Genomic DNA, 15,570 nt, shown 5'->3' on the forward strand with positions numbered 1-15,570 from the left:
CCCTTGGAATCCCGAGTGATCGGTTCGACGTCGGTCTCCGCCCTGGTGGCCCACGCCGCCGACGAATTCCTCGAGAAGCTGGACCGGGGAGAGTCGCCGGACCCGGAGGCGTTCGCCCGTCAGTATCCGGAGATCGCGGAGGTCCTTCCCCAGATCCTCCCGGTCCTCTCGATGCTCCAGAATTTCGAACCGGCCTCCACGGCGAATGGGGCGAACCTCGCCGAGGGGGGACGGCTCGGCGACTTCCAGATCCTGCGGGAACTGGGGCGTGGCGGCATGGGGATCGTGTACGAGGCCGAGCAGATCTCGCTCAATCGGCGGGTAGCCCTCAAGGTCCTGCCGGTCCTCCCGGGCCTCGACGGGAAACAGCTCGCGAGGTTCCAGATCGAGGCCCAGGTCGCCGCGGTCCTGAACCATCCGCATATCGTGCCGATCTATGCCGTGGGCTGCGACCATGGGGTGCATTTCCACGCGATGCGGCTGATCGAGGGCCCATCGGTCGCGGAGCTGCTCCGGGGACGAGGCCGGGGTCGCGGTCGCGGTCGCGGCCGCGAGGCCGGGGCCGGGCCGGGACCCTCCGCCGGCCCGATCGAATGCCGCAAGGCGTCCCGGATGGCGAAGCAGGCGGCGGACGCCCTCGAGCACGCCCATTCGCTGGGGATCCTCCATCGCGACGTGAAGCCGGGCAACCTGCTCCTCGACGGCGCCGACAACCTGTGGGTCGGGGACTTCGGGCTGGCCCGCCTGCAGGGCGTCAGCGACCTGACCATGACCGGCGACATGCTCGGGACGCTCCGCTACATGAGCCCGGAGCAGGCGTCGGGCGGCCGGATCCTCGACATCCGGACCGACGTCTACTCCCTCGGGGTGACGCTCTACGAGATGCTGCTGGGCAGGCCTCCTTTCGATGGAGCGGACCGTCAGGAGCTCCTCCGACAGATCGCCCACGACGAGCCCGTCCCGATTCGCCAGCGGGATCCGAGCCTCCCCCGCGACCTCGAGACGATCGTGCAGAAGGCGATGTCCAAGGAGCCGTCCCATCGGTACGCGTCCGCGGCCGACCTGGCGGAGGACCTGGACCGATTCCTGGGGGACCGACCGATCCGGGCCAGGCGGCCGACCGTGGCGGAACGCGCATCGCGATGGTCGAGGAAGCACCACCGGAGCATGGTGGTTGGTGGAGTGCTGCTGGCGATGCTGTCGATCGCCCTGGTCGGCGGCCTGGCCGTCCTCTGGAAGGCGAGGCAGCATGCACAGTCCGCCCTGGCCGAGGCCAGGGAGGCGCGGCTGCGTGAGCACCAGGCCCATCTGTTCACGTTCGACGCGTCGGATCAGATCACCTCCCGGGCCCTCTCCATGATGGCGACGACCGGGTCGAAGCTGAGCCAGAAGGAGCAGGAGTTCTGCCGCGAGGCGCTCGACTACTACGCGTCGCTCTCCGAACGCTATTGCAGCGACGCGGAGATGCGCTGGGTCGCGGCGGCCGCCGTCCATCGCGTGGGCTTCATCCGGCTGCTCCTGGATGAGCCCGGCACGGACGAGGCTTACGATCGATCCCTCGCGCTTTACGACGCTACCCTCTGCAGCCCACCGAAGGACCGCGACCTCCGGGTCGACCTCTGCATCCTCCTCGCCGATCGCGCCTTCCACTTCCGCAACACCCGGCGGCTCGACAGGGCGATCCGTGAGCTCGAGCGACTCTTACCGATCAATGAGCAACTGATCAGGGATTACCCCAAGTCCTCCGAGTACTCCGTCTGCCTGAGCTACCGTCAGGGAGAGCTCCTCCAGCTCCTGGAGGATGCCGGCCGGGGCGCCGAGGCCGACGCGCTCCGGCCCGTCTTCCATCAGAACTATCTCCGGGCGCTGCGGAGCGAGCCGGGCAATGCCAGGCTCTGGAATAACCTCGCCTGGGAGCTGGTGTCCCGCGCGGGGGCGCTGCCCCAGGATGCGGGGATGGCACTGGAACTCGCCCGAGAGGCCCTGGCGCGGATCCCGGAGGAGGGGACTTTCTGGAACACGCTGGGGGTCTGCTGCTACCGTACGGGGGACCTCGTCGGGGCCGTGGACGCCTTCGAGAAATCGATGAAGTACCGCGACGGCGGAGATCCCTTCGACTGGCTCTTCCTGGCGATGGTCAAGCAGCAGCAGGGGTTCCACGAGGCGGCGCTGCGCTGGTTCGGCCGAGTCGAGCCCTGGAAGGCGGTCCACCCGGCCATGGCCACCAACGCCGAGATCGTTCGTTTCCAGGCCGAGGCCCGCCGCCTCCTGAAGCCGGAATCCACCGCGCTGCAGGGAGCCGGGCCGGCCCTCAAGTCGCTCCCCTGGCTGGCCCCCTGATCGGACGGATCGGGCGAGCGGAGCCCGATCCGCCGAACCTGGCTGGTGCTTTGCCACAGTTCCTCTGCGGGGTTGGCAATGGGACAGGCAGGAATGCCTGTCCTCCGAATCCTTCGATTCGCCTTGCTCGAAAACCGGCGGCAGGCATCCCCGCCTGTCCTGCAATTAAATCCCTGGTGCTGACAGGGCACTAGCCGTCCAGGTGAGGGAGACGCCCCGTGCTGTCGCCGATCCGGTCGACCTTCACGCCGGCGCGATCCAGGATCGAGAGGTAGAGGTTGTTGAGCGGCTGGGGCGAGTAGGCGATGTGCCGCCCGGTCTTGAGCGTCCCGGCGCCCTTGCCGGCGACGAGGACCGGGAGATCGTCATGGTTGTGGCGATCGCCGTCGCTGATCCCGCTGCCGTAAACCAGCATCGTGTTGTCCAGGACCGAGTGTTCTCCCTCCCGGGTCGCCTGCAGCTTGCCGAGCAGGTGGGCGAGCAGCTCGATGTGGAAGCGGTTGATCTTCTTGAGTTTCTCGTGCTTCTTCTTGTCGCCGCCGTGATGGGACAGGTCGTGGTGGCCTTCCGCGATCCCGATCGAGGGGTAAGGTCGGGTCGATCCCTCGTTCGCATACATGAACGTCGCGATCCGCGTGGTGTCGGTCTGGAAGCTCAGGGCCATCAGGTCGAACATCAGCCGGACGTGCTCGGCATAATCCTGCGGGACGCCGGCGGGTCGCGAGGTCCCGGCCGGCAGGTCAACCTTGCCGAGGTCGGCCCGGCCGATCCGCTTCTCGACCTCGCGGAGCGAGCTGAGATACTCGTCGAGCTTGCGCCGGTCGTTCATCCCCACCCGGTTGCGCAGTTGCTGGGCATCCTCGAGCGCGAAGTCGAGGATGCTCTTCCGATAGAGGTCGTCCTTCCGCCGCTCCCCCTCCGAGCCCGCCTGGCCACGTCCGGCGAAGAGCCGGTCGAAGACGGCCCGCGGGTTGACCTCCTTGGCCATGGGCGTGCTCGCGGAACGCCACGAGATGTTCGACGAGTAGGCGCAACTGTAACCGGAGTCGCAATTCCCCGACTGCCCTCCTCGCTCCACCCCCAGCTCCAGCGACGCAAGCCGCGTCCGCTCGCCGATCGCCTGGGCCGCGACCTGGTCCGCGGAGATGCCGGCCTGGATGTTGGCGCCGTCGGTCTTGAGGGGATGGACGCCGGTCAGGAAGGTTGAGAGCGCCCGCGCGTGATCGCCGGGGCCGTCGCCGAGCGCCTCGCCGTTGTGCTGTGCCAGGCCGGAGAGGACCATCAGCTTTTCGCGGAAGGGCTCGAGCGGCTCCAGGGTCGCCGGGAGCTTGAACTTCGCGCCTTCCTCGGTGGGCCGCCAGGCCGCCATGTGGACGCCGTTGGGGACGTACAGGAAGGCCATCCGCTTGACCCGCTCGACTCCCCCCGCGGGGGCGGCGAAGGCCCGCGGGCCCATGGCCTCCAGCCAGGGGAGGGCGATGGCCGTTCCCAGCCCGCGAAGGACGGTGCGGCGATGGATCGATCGGCCGTGGGTCATCGTCATCTCCTCTTCGGGTCCAGCATGGGAGTCGCGCCGGCCGCCGGCGTCTCAGCCGCGGCGCTTCAGGAACGGGTCGCTCTTGACGATCTCGAGCACCAACCGCGTGAACTTGTACTGACCTTCCGCCGTCGACTTCACGATCCGGTCCACCGTGCAGTCGTCGAAGTCCTCCAGCCCGCGGCCCAGCGCGTAGGTGAGCAGCTTCTCGGCCAGGCAGCGGGTGAATTGATCCTTCCTCGACCTGAGGATGGCCTTGAGCTCCGCCGGGCCGCGGAAGCTCTCGCCGCCGGGGAGGGTCGCGGAGGCGTCGATGGTCGCTCCCCCCTCCTTGTCGCGCCAGGCGCCGATGGCGTCGTAGTTCTCCAGGCCGAACCCGGGCGGGTCGAGCCGGCTGTGGCAGACGGCGCACGAGGGGTTGGATCGATGCTGCTCCATCCGCTGTCGGAGCGTCCCCTTGAGCGGCTCCTTCTTGTCGTCGGCGAGCTGAGGGACGTTCGGCGGGGCCGGCGGCGGCGGCGTGCCGAGGATCTGCTCGAGCACCCACTTGCCGCGCTTCACCGGCGAGGTCCGCGACGGATTGGACGTCACCGTGAGGACGCTCGCCTGGGTGATCAGCCCGCCACGTCCCCTGTCCGTCAGCCGGACGAGGCGGATCTTGTCGCCGGTCACCCCGGGGATGCCGTAGTGCTTCGCCAGACGCTCGTTCAGGTAAGTATAATTGCAATCGAGGAAGTCCAGGACGCTCTTATCCTCCCGCATGATCGACGCGAAGAACGCCTCGGACTCGTCGACCATCGCCTTGCGGAGCGGCTCGTCGAACGACGGGAATTGCTGGCGGTCCGGATTCGCGGCCTTGAGGTTGCGGAGCTGGAGCCACTGGCCCGCGAAGTTGTCGACGAGCGCCTCCGCCTTGCGGTCGCGGAGCATCCTCCGCACCTGCTTCTCCAGGTTGTCGCCCGCCAGGAGCTGGCCGTCCACGGCCAGCCTGGTCAGCTCGTCGTCGGGCATGCTGCTCCAGAGGAAGTAGGAGAGCCGCGAGGCGACCTCGAAGTCCGTCAGGGGCACGCCCGAGGCATCCTTCGCCGCGCCCTTCTTGCGGCCGCGGTTCAGCTCCGCCCGATAGAGGAACTGGGGAGAGACGAGGACCGCCTCGACCGCGAGCTGGATGCCGCGCTCGAACGAGTCGCCGTTCTCGCGGGCCAGGTCCACGAACCGGAGGATCCTCGCGAGCTCGCCCCCGGTGACGGGCCGTCGATAGGCACGCGACGCGAATCGTTGCATGACCTCGGTCGAGCATTCCTGGAACTCGGACGGCTTCCTCGGCGTCCGGAAGACGATCCGCCGGTGGCTCTCAGGCAGCTCGGCGCCGGCGGCGTTCATCGGCCCCTCGACCTCGATGCCGAGGACCGCGAGGTTCCGATCCCGGCGCGACGGGTCGGGGTCGTCGGGTTGGTAATAGTCGTTCAGGAACGCGGCGCCGATGCGACGATTGCCGCCGCGGAGCGTCTCGCGGAGCTCATAGACGCCCGGTGCACCTTGAACGGCGGGGACCTTGAACGTCTTCAGGGTCTTGCCGTCGATCTGGATCGCCATCATCGCCGGATCCGGACCCGCCTGCTGGCCATAGGCCCGGACTCGAAGGATGTACGCGCCCTCGCGCGGGAAGAAGTGCGACACGCCAACCTCGCCCTCGCTCGCGAGGATTCGCGCCTCGCCATCACCGCCGATGGGGGCCCCGTCCAGGGCCTCCGCGTCCCAGGCCTTGAGGGGCGGCTTGGCGGACGATCCGCTTGCGACGATGGCTCGCTGGGCGACCTGCTCGGCCGCCGCCAGGTATTTCTCCATCAGGAGGGGCGGGACGGAGAGGACGTCGCCGATGTTGTCGAATCCATAGCCCACGTCATCGGACGGGAAGTCGTCAGCCGGGTGGAAGTCCACCCCGACGAGGTCGCGGATGGTGTTGTTGTACTCGGCCCGGTTCAGTCGACGGATCGTGACCCGGCCCGGATCCACCGTGCGCCCGCAATCCGTCTGGTTGAGTGCGGATTCGATCCATCGGACGAGGCCCTCGATCTCCGGCCGGGACGGCTGGGGCCGATCCTCCGGAGGCATGATGGTCCCCTCGACGCTCTCCTTGACCCGGGTCCAGAGCTTCCGCGCCGAGGCGGCGTCCGGATCCTTGAGCAGTCCCGCGACCGAGATCCCTCCCTTCGGCTTCGTCTCGCCGTGACAGCCCGCGCAGTGCTTGCTGAGGAAAGGCCGGACCGCGGAGTCGAACCCGGCCAAGTCGGGTTTGGCGACTCCCTTCGGGGGAATGACGGGCCCCTTGTCATCGCCATGGCTCAGCGACGACACGGACAGCAACCAGACAAACGCCCAGGCGCTACGACGGCGGATGATTCGAGTGGGCATCGTCGCAACTCCAGGCCAGGCGGGGTGGGTCGGCAGGCCGGAAATTGTACGAAAGTTTAACCTTGAAGGCGAGGCCATCAGATCCGAGATCAATTCGCCCCAGGTTGAGAGGCATCGATCCTGGGCGTGCCGTCCATCGTTGAGGGCTACGGCTCAGTCCGGCCACGCGTCAAGGAGATCGCGACAGCGGGCGAGCACGATCCCGGGAGTAAGTCGGTCCATCCGCTCGGGCCTGTTCCAGTAGCGGCCGTGTCCCACCCAATGGCGAGCCGGCAGGCATTCTCGAAAGCTGCCGATCAGCGCCCTCAGGCCACGGTCCGCATGGACCTTCACGATCTCCAGAATCCCGCCTTCGTCAAGGGACAGACGTTTCTTCTTTCGGGGAGAGAGACCCTTAAGCCACTTCCTGTAAGATCTCGACAAGGGGTCCTTTCGCCGTGCCGTGATCCGGCGATCGAAATCCATGCGGATCGACGCCTCGACGCTGGCGACGAAATTGAAGACCGTGAGCCAATCGACTTCCTTGCGCAAGCTCTCGATATAGGATTCGAGATCATCGAGTGTCATCCCGACAAACCGCGCGGGAACGACTCCGCCCCCGTTGAACGCCTGGAGCACCCGGGTTCGCTGGAAGCTGATGGCCTCGTGGACGCCCTCGTTCCAGTCGTGGATCTCGTCCAGGCTCTGCGGCTCCGGATGGCCTGGACGCGAGGCGCGAATCACGTTTAATCTCTCATGATGGCGTTGAGCATATCCACGACCACTTCTTCATCGATCTGTTCGGTCGTCACCCTCGGCTGTCGAGTCAGGAGCCTGCTCCAGGTTCCTCCGTTCAGGATCAAGGTCGCGGTGCCCCGCTCCCCGAGGACGTCAACTCGACCTTCGGCCCCCAGGATGTTCCTTCCCTGCGGAGAGAAGCGGACCTGCTCGTCGCCAAAAAACAGGACGAGATCCTCGATCCGGTAGCTTCCGATGTAAGCCTCTTCCAGATTCTTGGGGCGTCTTTGAACCTGAACCGCACCATCCCTGAGGGGGGCCGCCAGAATATTCTCGATCAGGGCATACAGATGATCGACGGCCGTCACGTAGGCATCGCGGCGATCATCCCAGTTAATTCGGGGACCGTCGGCCGACTGCTTCCTTTTTCTGTCGATCAGCTTCGCGAGTTTCTCACCCATTGGACTGTCCCCATATCCGGGCACATCTCACCATCCCGTATTCTATTCGGCATGGCGAGTTGGTTCCAGGCAAGCCCTCGCCCGGCGGCCTTTGCTCCAGCGTGGCCGAGCCCCAGATTGCGGATCAAATGCGCGCGACGTAGCGTGAAGTGGGGTGTCCCAGTCGCGCGTCGATGCGGCCGCCTGTCGACGCTTGCCATCCGCGGAGTTCGACGATGAGATTCCTGCGTCTGGAATGGAGCAAGCTTGTATCCGTGACGGTCTGTCTATCGGCGTTCTGCCTGTTGCCGAACAGCCTTGCGGAGGCCGGCGAACCGTCAACTCTGCACGGATTCGGCCGGGTGGCCGCGGCCTTCGGCCCGACAGGGGCCACGTTCGACTGCGAGGACGTGAAGCACGCGGACTGGCTCATGGGCAAACTCCTCGCCGACTTCCTCTGGGACGCGACGGGCCAGGTCGTGACGAAGCGAATCGCGGTGGACGCGCAGGTCGTCACTGCGCATGCCTGGCAGCCCTTCGGATCGATCGCCGTCGGTCGAGTGGGCGAGCGGGTGATCGTGGTCGGGGGATCGACTGAGGCGGAGCTGGTCGCGAACGTCCGACGCCGGCCCGAGCTCCTGGGGGCGTCCGCTTGTTTCGAGTCGAGCGGCACGTATCCCAGCTACCTCGATTTCTACGACATCAGGGCGTTCAAGCTGTACACTCACGCGATGCGGTCGGTTCACGGCCAGGGGCTCGCAAGCCACTGGCCGTTCGTGCGCAAGTATGGCCTGGGCGGGCTCGGTTTTCAGGACCTGGGGGTCTGGACCCAGAACCCCGCGCCGGGCGTGCTGACGCTGGCATCCACCGAGTATGAGGTCCGCGAGGCGGAGCGGCAGGGGGGAATGGTCAGCGTCGGGATCACCGCCGGGGGAGAAGTGCCGCTCTGGATCCACAACGCCTTCGCGTCGTCGATGGCGGAGCCGTCGCCGACGAGCCTGCTGGGTGCCTGGGGCGGCCTCGGCGCGGCGGGCGCTCATTACGAGAGTTGGTGGATGCCGCTCGACCAGCGCCGGGCCGGCTCGCTCGGGATGCTCCGGCTGGCGATGTCGCGCTTCACGAGGAGCCCGGCCGTCGGGGGCTGGCACGTGTACGCGGGCTCCCCCGGGGCGGAGCTCGGGTTCCACGAGCGCACCGGGGAATTCTGGGATTACTCCCCCGCCGGCCAGGCCGGGTTCCGCTGGTGGCTTCAGAACGTCAAGAAGTACGATCTGGCGACGCTCGGAAGACGTTGGCACGGCGATGCGTCCCGGTTCAAGAGCTGGGATCAGGTGGCCTTGCCCGACGTGCAGGGCTTCTTCGGGGCCCTCGACGAGGGCGGCCTGCGGGTCGAGGACGGCTGGCAGTGGCGTGCCGCGACCGGCCCCGACGACGAGGCTCCGCCCGGCCCCGACGCGGGCTGGAGGCCCGTCGCCATGCCGCCGTCGTCCGGCCAGTTGCTTCTCCCCTGGGGAGCGAGCTTCTACCGGGTGCAGTTCGATCCGTCCGAATGGCTGCGGAAGGAGAAGTCGGCGGCCGTCTACCTCGTCTGTGCCGCGATGATCCGCTCCGGTCGTCCGATCGGCCTCTGGTTGAATGGCAAGGCCCTTGGTCCCCGCAAACCCGAGTCCCCCGACCCGGCTCCGTTCGCCGTTGAGGTGGCCGCGGTCCTGCGGGCAGGGCGGAACGAGCTCATTCTTCGAGTTCCCTCGGGCGGACGGCCCGGCGAGGAAGGAAAGCTATTCGGCCCGGTCTTCCTGACAAGGACGACGCCCCGCTCCTTCCCCCACCTGGGCGAGCAGGCCAACGCTCGCTTCGTGGACGTGAAGGAATGGCAATACGACAGCGTGATCCGCTACCACGAGTCGGTCCTCCAGGAGGCTCGAGGGATCGACCCGGACCGGCCGTTCGTCCTGTCGGGGGGGCTCGACGCCTGGGGCGACCTGGTTTCGGATCTGTGTGCCCGCCACTTCGGCTCGATCCAGATGACCGGGCGCGAGGCGTGGTATTACCCGTGGTGCTCCGGGGTCGGCTACGTGGCGGGCTTCTATGGCGCAAGCGAGCCGTCGGCGACCGTCCTGGGGACGGGCCTGACCCGGATGCTCGGCTGGATCCTGCTCGACGGCGATAGCAACCACAACCTCTTCTGGGACATCGAGGACTACATCCGCGACGAGAAGACCAGCCACTGGTTCGAGAAGCACCAGCGGCTGCTCCACCTGGTCGGGAAGTCGACCCGCGAGAAGCCGGGTGTCGTGATCCTCCACTCGGGGCGAACGCATCGGCTGGGAAGCTCCGCGCCCTGGTCCTGGGACATGGGGCGTGGCGATCTCCAGGCGGCCCACATCGACAACGTGTACGCGACCGAGCGGGAAGTCCTCAACGGTCAGGTCGACGGTTACCCCGTGCTCCTCGATGCCGGCACCGAGTTCCTGGACGATGACATGGTCCGGGCGATCGAACGCTACGTGAGCCGCGGGGGGACATTCCTGGCCCTTCACAACACCGGCCGGCATACCTCGGCTTCCCCGGAATGCGACCCGATGTCCCGCCTCTCGGGCTTCCGCGTCCGGGGGCGCGAGCGGAGCGGGCCGGTCACCTTCGGGAAGACCCTGCCAATTCTCAAGAGCTGGCAGGGGAGGACGTTCCAGGGCTGGGACGGGCTGGACCTGGAGCCCGCGGCCGACGGCGCGACCGTCCTGGCGCGGTGGAGCGACGGTCACGCCGCGGTCGGCTGCCGGTCGATCGGCAAGGGACGCGTCATCCTCCTGGGCAATACGTTCTGGCGGGGCAACCGAGATCATCAGCGAATGACCTTCGAGACGCTGTTCGCCGAGGCCGGCGTCGTCCGCAATGCCGTCGCCAGCACGCCGGACGTCTGGGCTCGCAAGTCGATCACCAAGAACGGCCTCGAGGAATGGCTGCTGGCGATGAACACGAAGGACGGGCCCGTCACGGCGGACGTCTCCTTCCGCGTGTCGAGTCGGCCGGACGTGGTGCTCGACCTGGAAGGCCGCGTGCCGGTGAAATTCGACTGGAGCGAGGACGGTTGGATCCGGATCCGGGGCATGTCGTTCGAGCCGCAGGGAACGCGGGCCTTCTCGGTTCGGCGGGGCGTTTTTGCCGCCGCGATCCCGTTCTGGTGGGCGGAGAAGGTCAAATACTGGGCCCGTCGGGACGGACCGAGGATCGCGACCCCGGAAGCACATGGCACTTCACAGCCAGTACGCTTGCCTCGAACGCTCGTCTTCGAGTCCTGGCGGTTCCTGGCCGATCGCGACGGTCGCACGTCCGCCACGACGGACTGGCTGCGACCGGACTTCGATGACGCGAAGTGGATCGAGCTCTCGCCCATTCCCTGGAACATCGACCGCGATGACCTCCGCGATTACCGAGGGATCGGGCTCTATCGGGATTCCTTCAACGTCCCCGAATCATGGGCAGGTCGCCGGGTCGTCCTCTGTCTATCCAGCTTCGACACGCCGATCGTCCACGACGAGGGCGAGTTCCTCCTCAACGGCCGTCCGGTGACGACGTATCGCGCCCACGGTTGGAGCCAGATGTATCAGTACGACGTGACCGACCAGATCGTCCCCGGTGAGAACGTCCTGGCCGTTCGAGTCAGGCCGGGCAAGGAGTTCGCGGGGCTCTCCGGGGGCATCTGGATCCAGGCGGAAGAGCGACTCGATCCCGTGACCGACCTCTCCAGGGGATGGCAGATCCACGAGGCCCCGGGACGTCCGCCGAGGCGATTCGACCTGCCGGGCACCGCGAAGGGAGAGCACCTCGCGCGTGAGGTCGAAATCCCCGCCTCCTGGGCGGGACGATCGGTCCTGATCCACGTCGAGACCGGCACGCAATGGCTCGGGAGCATCGTCGTCAATGGACGACCCATCAATTACAACGGATTTCAGCATCCGTTCGGCCTGCGCGCGGAGGTCAACGTCACGGCCGCGATCCGCCCGGGTGCGACGAACCGGATCGAGCTCTGGCCGTTCCGCACGATCCCCGCGAAGGGTCCGGATGCGCGGTTCGAGCCGGCGGAGATCGAGGTCCGGGTCATCCGGATCGGTTGCGCGGAGGAGCGGGAGTCGTCGTGAAGGGGCATGAGGCTCACGCCGACCATGGGCCGATCGCGGTGACATAAGACCGGTGGCCGTGGCTGCCAACTGGCGGTCCGCCGCCACCTTACCTATCATGAACCCGGTCGGGATGCACGCCCGGATCCGGCATCCGCCCTCCCCAGGTTACGGAAACGTGTCATGATCAAGACGGTGGTGGTCGGCTATGGCCTGGCGGGGAAGGAATTCCACAGCGAGCTGATTCGCAGGCAGCCGGAGCTGAATCTCTATGGTGTGGTGGCGCGAGACCCGGCGGTCCGCGCCCAGGCCGTCCGGGAGCAGGAAGCCCGGGGATTCGCCAGCCTCGACGAGGCCCTCGACGATCCCCTCGTGACGCTCGTGGTCCTGGCCACGCCGCACAACACCCATGCCGAGATGGCCGAGAAGGTCCTGGACGCGGGGCGGGATTGCGTCGTCGACAAGGTCATGGCGCTGACCGCCGCCGAGGCCGATCGGATGATCGCCGCCCGCGATCGATCCGGCAGGATGCTCAGCGTCTTCCACAACCGGAGGTGGGACTGGGACTTCGCCACGATCCGGAGGCTCATCGCCGAGGGCCGGATCGGGCAGCCGCTGCTCGTCGAGAGCTCGGTCTGCCGGTTCTCGCCTCCGCGATCCTGGCGGGGACGCGAGCGCGATTCCGGGACGATCCTCCACGACTGGGGGGCCCACCTGGTGGATCACGCCTTGCAGCTCGGCCTCGGGCCCTGCCGGCGGCTCTCGTCGTGGCTCATCGACGCCCCCTGGGAGGGCGTGGACAACGGCGGCCACGGGCGGATCCTGATGGAGTTCGACGGCACGATCTTCCAGGCCGAGACCAGCCGAATCTGCCGGATCGATCGGCCCAGGTGGTGGATCGTCGGCCGGGAAGGGGGGATCGCCAAGTACGGCATCGATCCCCAGGAGGCCGCCCTTCGAGCGGGGGACATCGACCGCGCGAACGAGCCGGAGGCGCACCAGGCCATCCTCCGCACGGCGGACGCATCCGGCCAGGTCCACGAGAGCCGCGTCCCCTCCGACCGTCCACACTGGGACGGGTATTACCGGAACATCGCGGATCATCTCCTCCGCAACGCGCCGCTCGCCGTCACGGCGGAGCAGGCGAGGGAGGTGGTGAAGATCCTCGAGGCCGCCGTGGAGTCCTCGCGCACGCATTCCATCGTGGAAGGCCCCTGGGGCGACGTCACCCCCTCGACGACTCGCCGCTGAGTCCCGATTCACGGAGCACCCTTCGTGCTGATCGTCTGTCCGAGCTGCCGGCACGCGATCCGCCTGGTGGATGTCCATGCGGGTCGGTTCCGGCCGGTCTGCCCCAAGTGCCGGGCGACCTTCCAGGTGACAATCCCCGAGGAGCGTGGCCGGTCGCCGGTCGTCGAGGCCATCGAGCCGAGCGTCTTCGCCGAGCCCGTGGCCGCCGTCGATCTCCGGACCGGCGGGTTGCCTCCGGACACGGAGAGCGCCAGGGAGGGCGCCGACCTGGTCGCCGACGTCCCGGAAATAGCCTGGCCGGCGGACCTGACGACTCCGGGAATGCCGCGGCCCGGTCCGCTCGTGCCGGGCCTTCCCCGCCTGCTCGGCACTCACGTCCTGATGAAACTCCTGGGTCGAGGTCCACGGGGGATCGCGGTCCTGGCCATGCCGGCCGGGATCGGCCCTCTGGAGGTCCTCAAGCTGGTCGACGACCACCGCCGCGCGGATCGGGTCTTCCGCGCCCGGTGGGCTCGCGAGGCCCTGGCGGCGAGCTACCTCGACCATCCGAACCTGGTGGCGAACCGCGGCATCGGCACGGCCCGCGGACATGACTTCGCCGTGATGGAGTGGATGCCGGGGAAATCCGTCGCGGACCTGATCGGAGCGCGGGGCCGGCTCGATCCCTGGCTGGCGACCGTGGTGACGCTCCAGGCGGCGCGCGGCCTGCGCGCGGGTCATGCCCAGGGATTCGTCCATCGCGATGTGAAGCCGGAGAACATCCGCGTCGATGCGCTGGGCCGGGTCAAGGTGGACGACCTCGGCCTGGAAATGACGCCGTCGCTGGCCTCCGCCATGGAGGAGACCGTCGCGGCCAGGGCGGGTTCGAGCAACCCGGCTTCCAAACTGAAGCGAGTCGAGACATTCGACGTCGTCAATCCGCCCGAACCGCCGCCGACCGCCGCCGCCGGATCGCCCATGTTCATGGCGCCGGAGCAGGCCGCGGATCCGTTGCACGCGGACGCTCGGGCGGACGTATACGCCCTGGGCTGTACCTACTACGCCATGGTGACGGGCCGGCCTCCATTCCTCGGCGAGAACGCCGTCGAGCTCGGCCGCAAGCATCGCGAGGAATCGCCCACTCCTCCGGCCGAGCTCGTCGAGGGACTGCCCCGGCCGATCGGCGACGCGATCGCCGCCATGCTCGGCAAGCGGCTCGACGAGCGGTATCCGTCCATGGCCGTCGTGGTCGATGTCCTCGAGGGGATACTCGGGCTTCGCGACGGCGGATCGAACCGGGCCGCGGCCGATCGAGAGGAACTGGCGCAGGCTGTCCGCGCGATCCAGGGAGTCGGGTCTTCTGCCGAGACGCGGCTTCGACGAAACGTCCTCTTCATCGCCGCCGGGATCTGGATGCTGTTCGTGCTGACCCTGCTGGCGCTGGGAGTCGGCTCCGCCGCCCTCGGGATTTTCGAGCTGGGCTTGCTCTCGGCCGTCCTGGTCGCGGCGTCCTCCGCTCGCCTTCATGCATCGGCCTGGCCGCGACGGCTCGCCGAGGCCGTCCTCCAGAGCGGGTGGCAGACCTGGATCGCGGTCGGCCTGATCGCGCTTCCGGTCGCGCTCGCGGTCCTGTCCCGGGGTTTCTTCGGCTCGCTCTTCCTGGCGGCGGTCGCGGGGGGGCTCGCGATGGCCTTTCACGTCTTCCTGGATCGGCCGGTGGCCGACGAGCGGAGGAGTGTGCTGGAGCCGATCCGCGAGCTCCTGCTCCGCCTCCGGTCCCGCGGCCACGATGAAGTCGCCCTCCGCGAGGTCGTGGTCCGCGAGGCCGGGCGGTATCGAGGCATGCTCGGGGATCAGCTCTTCGGCGTCGATGCGGATCGGAGCGTCCACGCCCGGCGCGTGGGGCGGAACGAGCGTCGCCACCGGCGACTCCTCGAGGCGTGCGAGGAAGGTCGGCTCGAGGCCGGTGGCCTGAACCTGCTGACGGCCCGTCGGCGGGCCCGGCGATCTGCCAAGGCGATGACCCTGGTCGCCGTTCAGTGGTTCGCGGAGCAGTCCGCGTTCCAGCGAGAGGGGACTTCGGCGGCCTCGGAGGGGCCCGTCTTGCTGGAACGCATCGACCGCGCGGCGACGGAGCCGGAGCCGGTCCTGGAACCCCACGAGCCCGCTCGCTCCGGCCTCGCGCGGAGTGTCGACCGGCTCGGGTCGGTCGTGCTGGGAGGGTTTCTCCGCTTCAGCCTGGGGATGGTCCTCGCCACCCTGGCCCTGGTCTGGCTCGACCGGCAGGGGATCTTGACCCTGGAACAGGTGAAGGACCAGGTGGTCGAACTCGGCCATGCCGTGATTCGAGCGGTTCGATACGCCAATCCGCGAGCCCTGGGCGAGATCAGGTGGTCGATTCACCCCAACTGGCCGCGGTTCCTCGAAGGCCCGGATTGGCCCTGGATCCCTGAGCCGATCCGCGGCCGGATCCCGGTGTTGAATCTGGCGACGGCCGCGGGCGTCCTCCTCCTCTCATGCTTCTCGGGGCGCCGGCTGGCGGCCCTGCTGGCCCTGCTCGGAGCGTCCCTGGCACTCGCCGTGCCCGCCTGGGGACCTGAGCTGGCGCCCGTCGACGCGACCCCGCGTGCCGTTCGAGCTTGCCTTCTCGGCGTGGCGTTGCTGGTTCTGGGGGTTCTCTGGCCTCGGCGAAAAGCCCGCGACGAATAGCCTGTCGGAGGCCGCTCCCCGAAGCCGAAGAGGAGGATCGACAGCACCAGCTTGCGCCCGAAGG

8 protein-coding genes are annotated in these 15,570 nt (G+C 68.0%); 4 read left to right on the forward strand and 4 right to left on the reverse strand.

Annotated elements, in window-relative coordinates; translation table 11 throughout:
- The first annotated feature begins 15 nt into the window (after window positions 1-15).
- Window positions 16-2,340, forward strand: coding sequence for a serine/threonine-protein kinase (locus G6O54_RS10160; RefSeq protein ID WP_165224194.1), 2,325 nt, complete (start codon window positions 16-18; stop codon window positions 2,338-2,340).
- A gap of 190 nt (window positions 2,341-2,530) precedes the next feature.
- Here G6O54_RS10160 and G6O54_RS10165 read toward each other — a convergent pair whose 3' ends face one another.
- From G6O54_RS10165 to G6O54_RS10180, 4 genes are all read right to left on the reverse strand, one after another.
- Entirely contained in the window at window positions 2,531-3,877 is a 1,347-nt protein-coding gene (locus G6O54_RS10165) for a DUF1552 domain-containing protein (protein ID WP_165224197.1), read from the reverse strand.
- A gap of 51 nt (window positions 3,878-3,928) precedes the next feature.
- On the reverse strand, window positions 3,929-6,292 hold the full coding sequence (locus G6O54_RS10170; RefSeq protein WP_165224200.1) for a DUF1592 domain-containing protein: 2,364 nt from the start codon (window positions 6,290-6,292) through the stop codon (window positions 3,929-3,931).
- Window positions 6,293-6,445: 153 nt separating this feature from the next.
- Window positions 6,446-6,859, reverse strand: coding sequence for a hypothetical protein (locus G6O54_RS10175; RefSeq protein ID WP_165224202.1), 414 nt, complete (start codon window positions 6,857-6,859; stop codon window positions 6,446-6,448).
- A gap of 158 nt (window positions 6,860-7,017) precedes the next feature.
- Window positions 7,018-7,470, reverse strand: coding sequence for a hypothetical protein (locus G6O54_RS10180; RefSeq protein WP_165224204.1), 453 nt, complete (start codon window positions 7,468-7,470; stop codon window positions 7,018-7,020).
- Window positions 7,471-7,685: 215 nt separating this feature from the next.
- Here G6O54_RS10180 and G6O54_RS10185 point away from each other — a divergent pair, with 215 nt between their 5' ends.
- The 3 genes from G6O54_RS10185 (at window position 7,686) to G6O54_RS10195 (ending at window position 15,506) form a co-directional block, all read left to right on the forward strand.
- Window positions 7,686-11,588 carry a hypothetical protein gene (locus G6O54_RS10185; RefSeq protein ID WP_165224206.1) on the forward strand — a complete coding sequence of 1,301 codons (3,903 nt, stop codon included), beginning with the start codon at window positions 7,686-7,688 and terminating at the stop codon, window positions 11,586-11,588.
- Window positions 11,589-11,750: 162 nt separating this feature from the next.
- Window positions 11,751-12,818 (forward strand): Gfo/Idh/MocA family protein, encoded by a 1,068-nt coding sequence (locus tag G6O54_RS10190; RefSeq protein ID WP_165224207.1) that lies wholly within the window; start codon window positions 11,751-11,753, stop codon window positions 12,816-12,818.
- A gap of 24 nt (window positions 12,819-12,842) precedes the next feature.
- Window positions 12,843-15,506: a protein kinase domain-containing protein gene (locus tag G6O54_RS10195; RefSeq protein WP_165224209.1), complete on the forward strand. Its 2,664-nt coding sequence runs from the start codon at window positions 12,843-12,845 to the stop codon at window positions 15,504-15,506.
- Window positions 15,507-15,570 lie beyond the last annotated feature (64 nt).

The sequence above is a fragment of the Aquisphaera insulae genome, assembly GCF_011064615.1.
In the GTDB taxonomy this organism is placed as follows: Bacteria; Planctomycetota; Planctomycetia; order Isosphaerales; family Isosphaeraceae; genus Aquisphaera; species Aquisphaera insulae.

Coding starts and splice junctions, on each gene's coding strand:
- G6O54_RS10190 (WP_165224207.1), top strand. CDS start 11,751: ATGATCAAGACGGTGGTGGTCGGCTATGGCCTGGCGGGGAAGGAATTC.
- G6O54_RS10180 (WP_165224204.1), bottom strand. CDS start 7,470: ATGGGTGAGAAACTCGCGAAGCTGATCGACAGAAAAAGGAAGCAGTCG.
- G6O54_RS10185 (WP_165224206.1), top strand. CDS start 7,686: ATGAGATTCCTGCGTCTGGAATGGAGCAAGCTTGTATCCGTGACGGTC.
- G6O54_RS10175 (WP_165224202.1), bottom strand. CDS start 6,859: ATGACACTCGATGATCTCGAATCCTATATCGAGAGCTTGCGCAAGGAA.
- G6O54_RS10165 (WP_165224197.1), bottom strand. CDS start 3,877: ATGACCCACGGCCGATCGATCCATCGCCGCACCGTCCTTCGCGGGCTG.
- G6O54_RS10170 (WP_165224200.1), bottom strand. CDS start 6,292: ATGCCCACTCGAATCATCCGCCGTCGTAGCGCCTGGGCGTTTGTCTGG.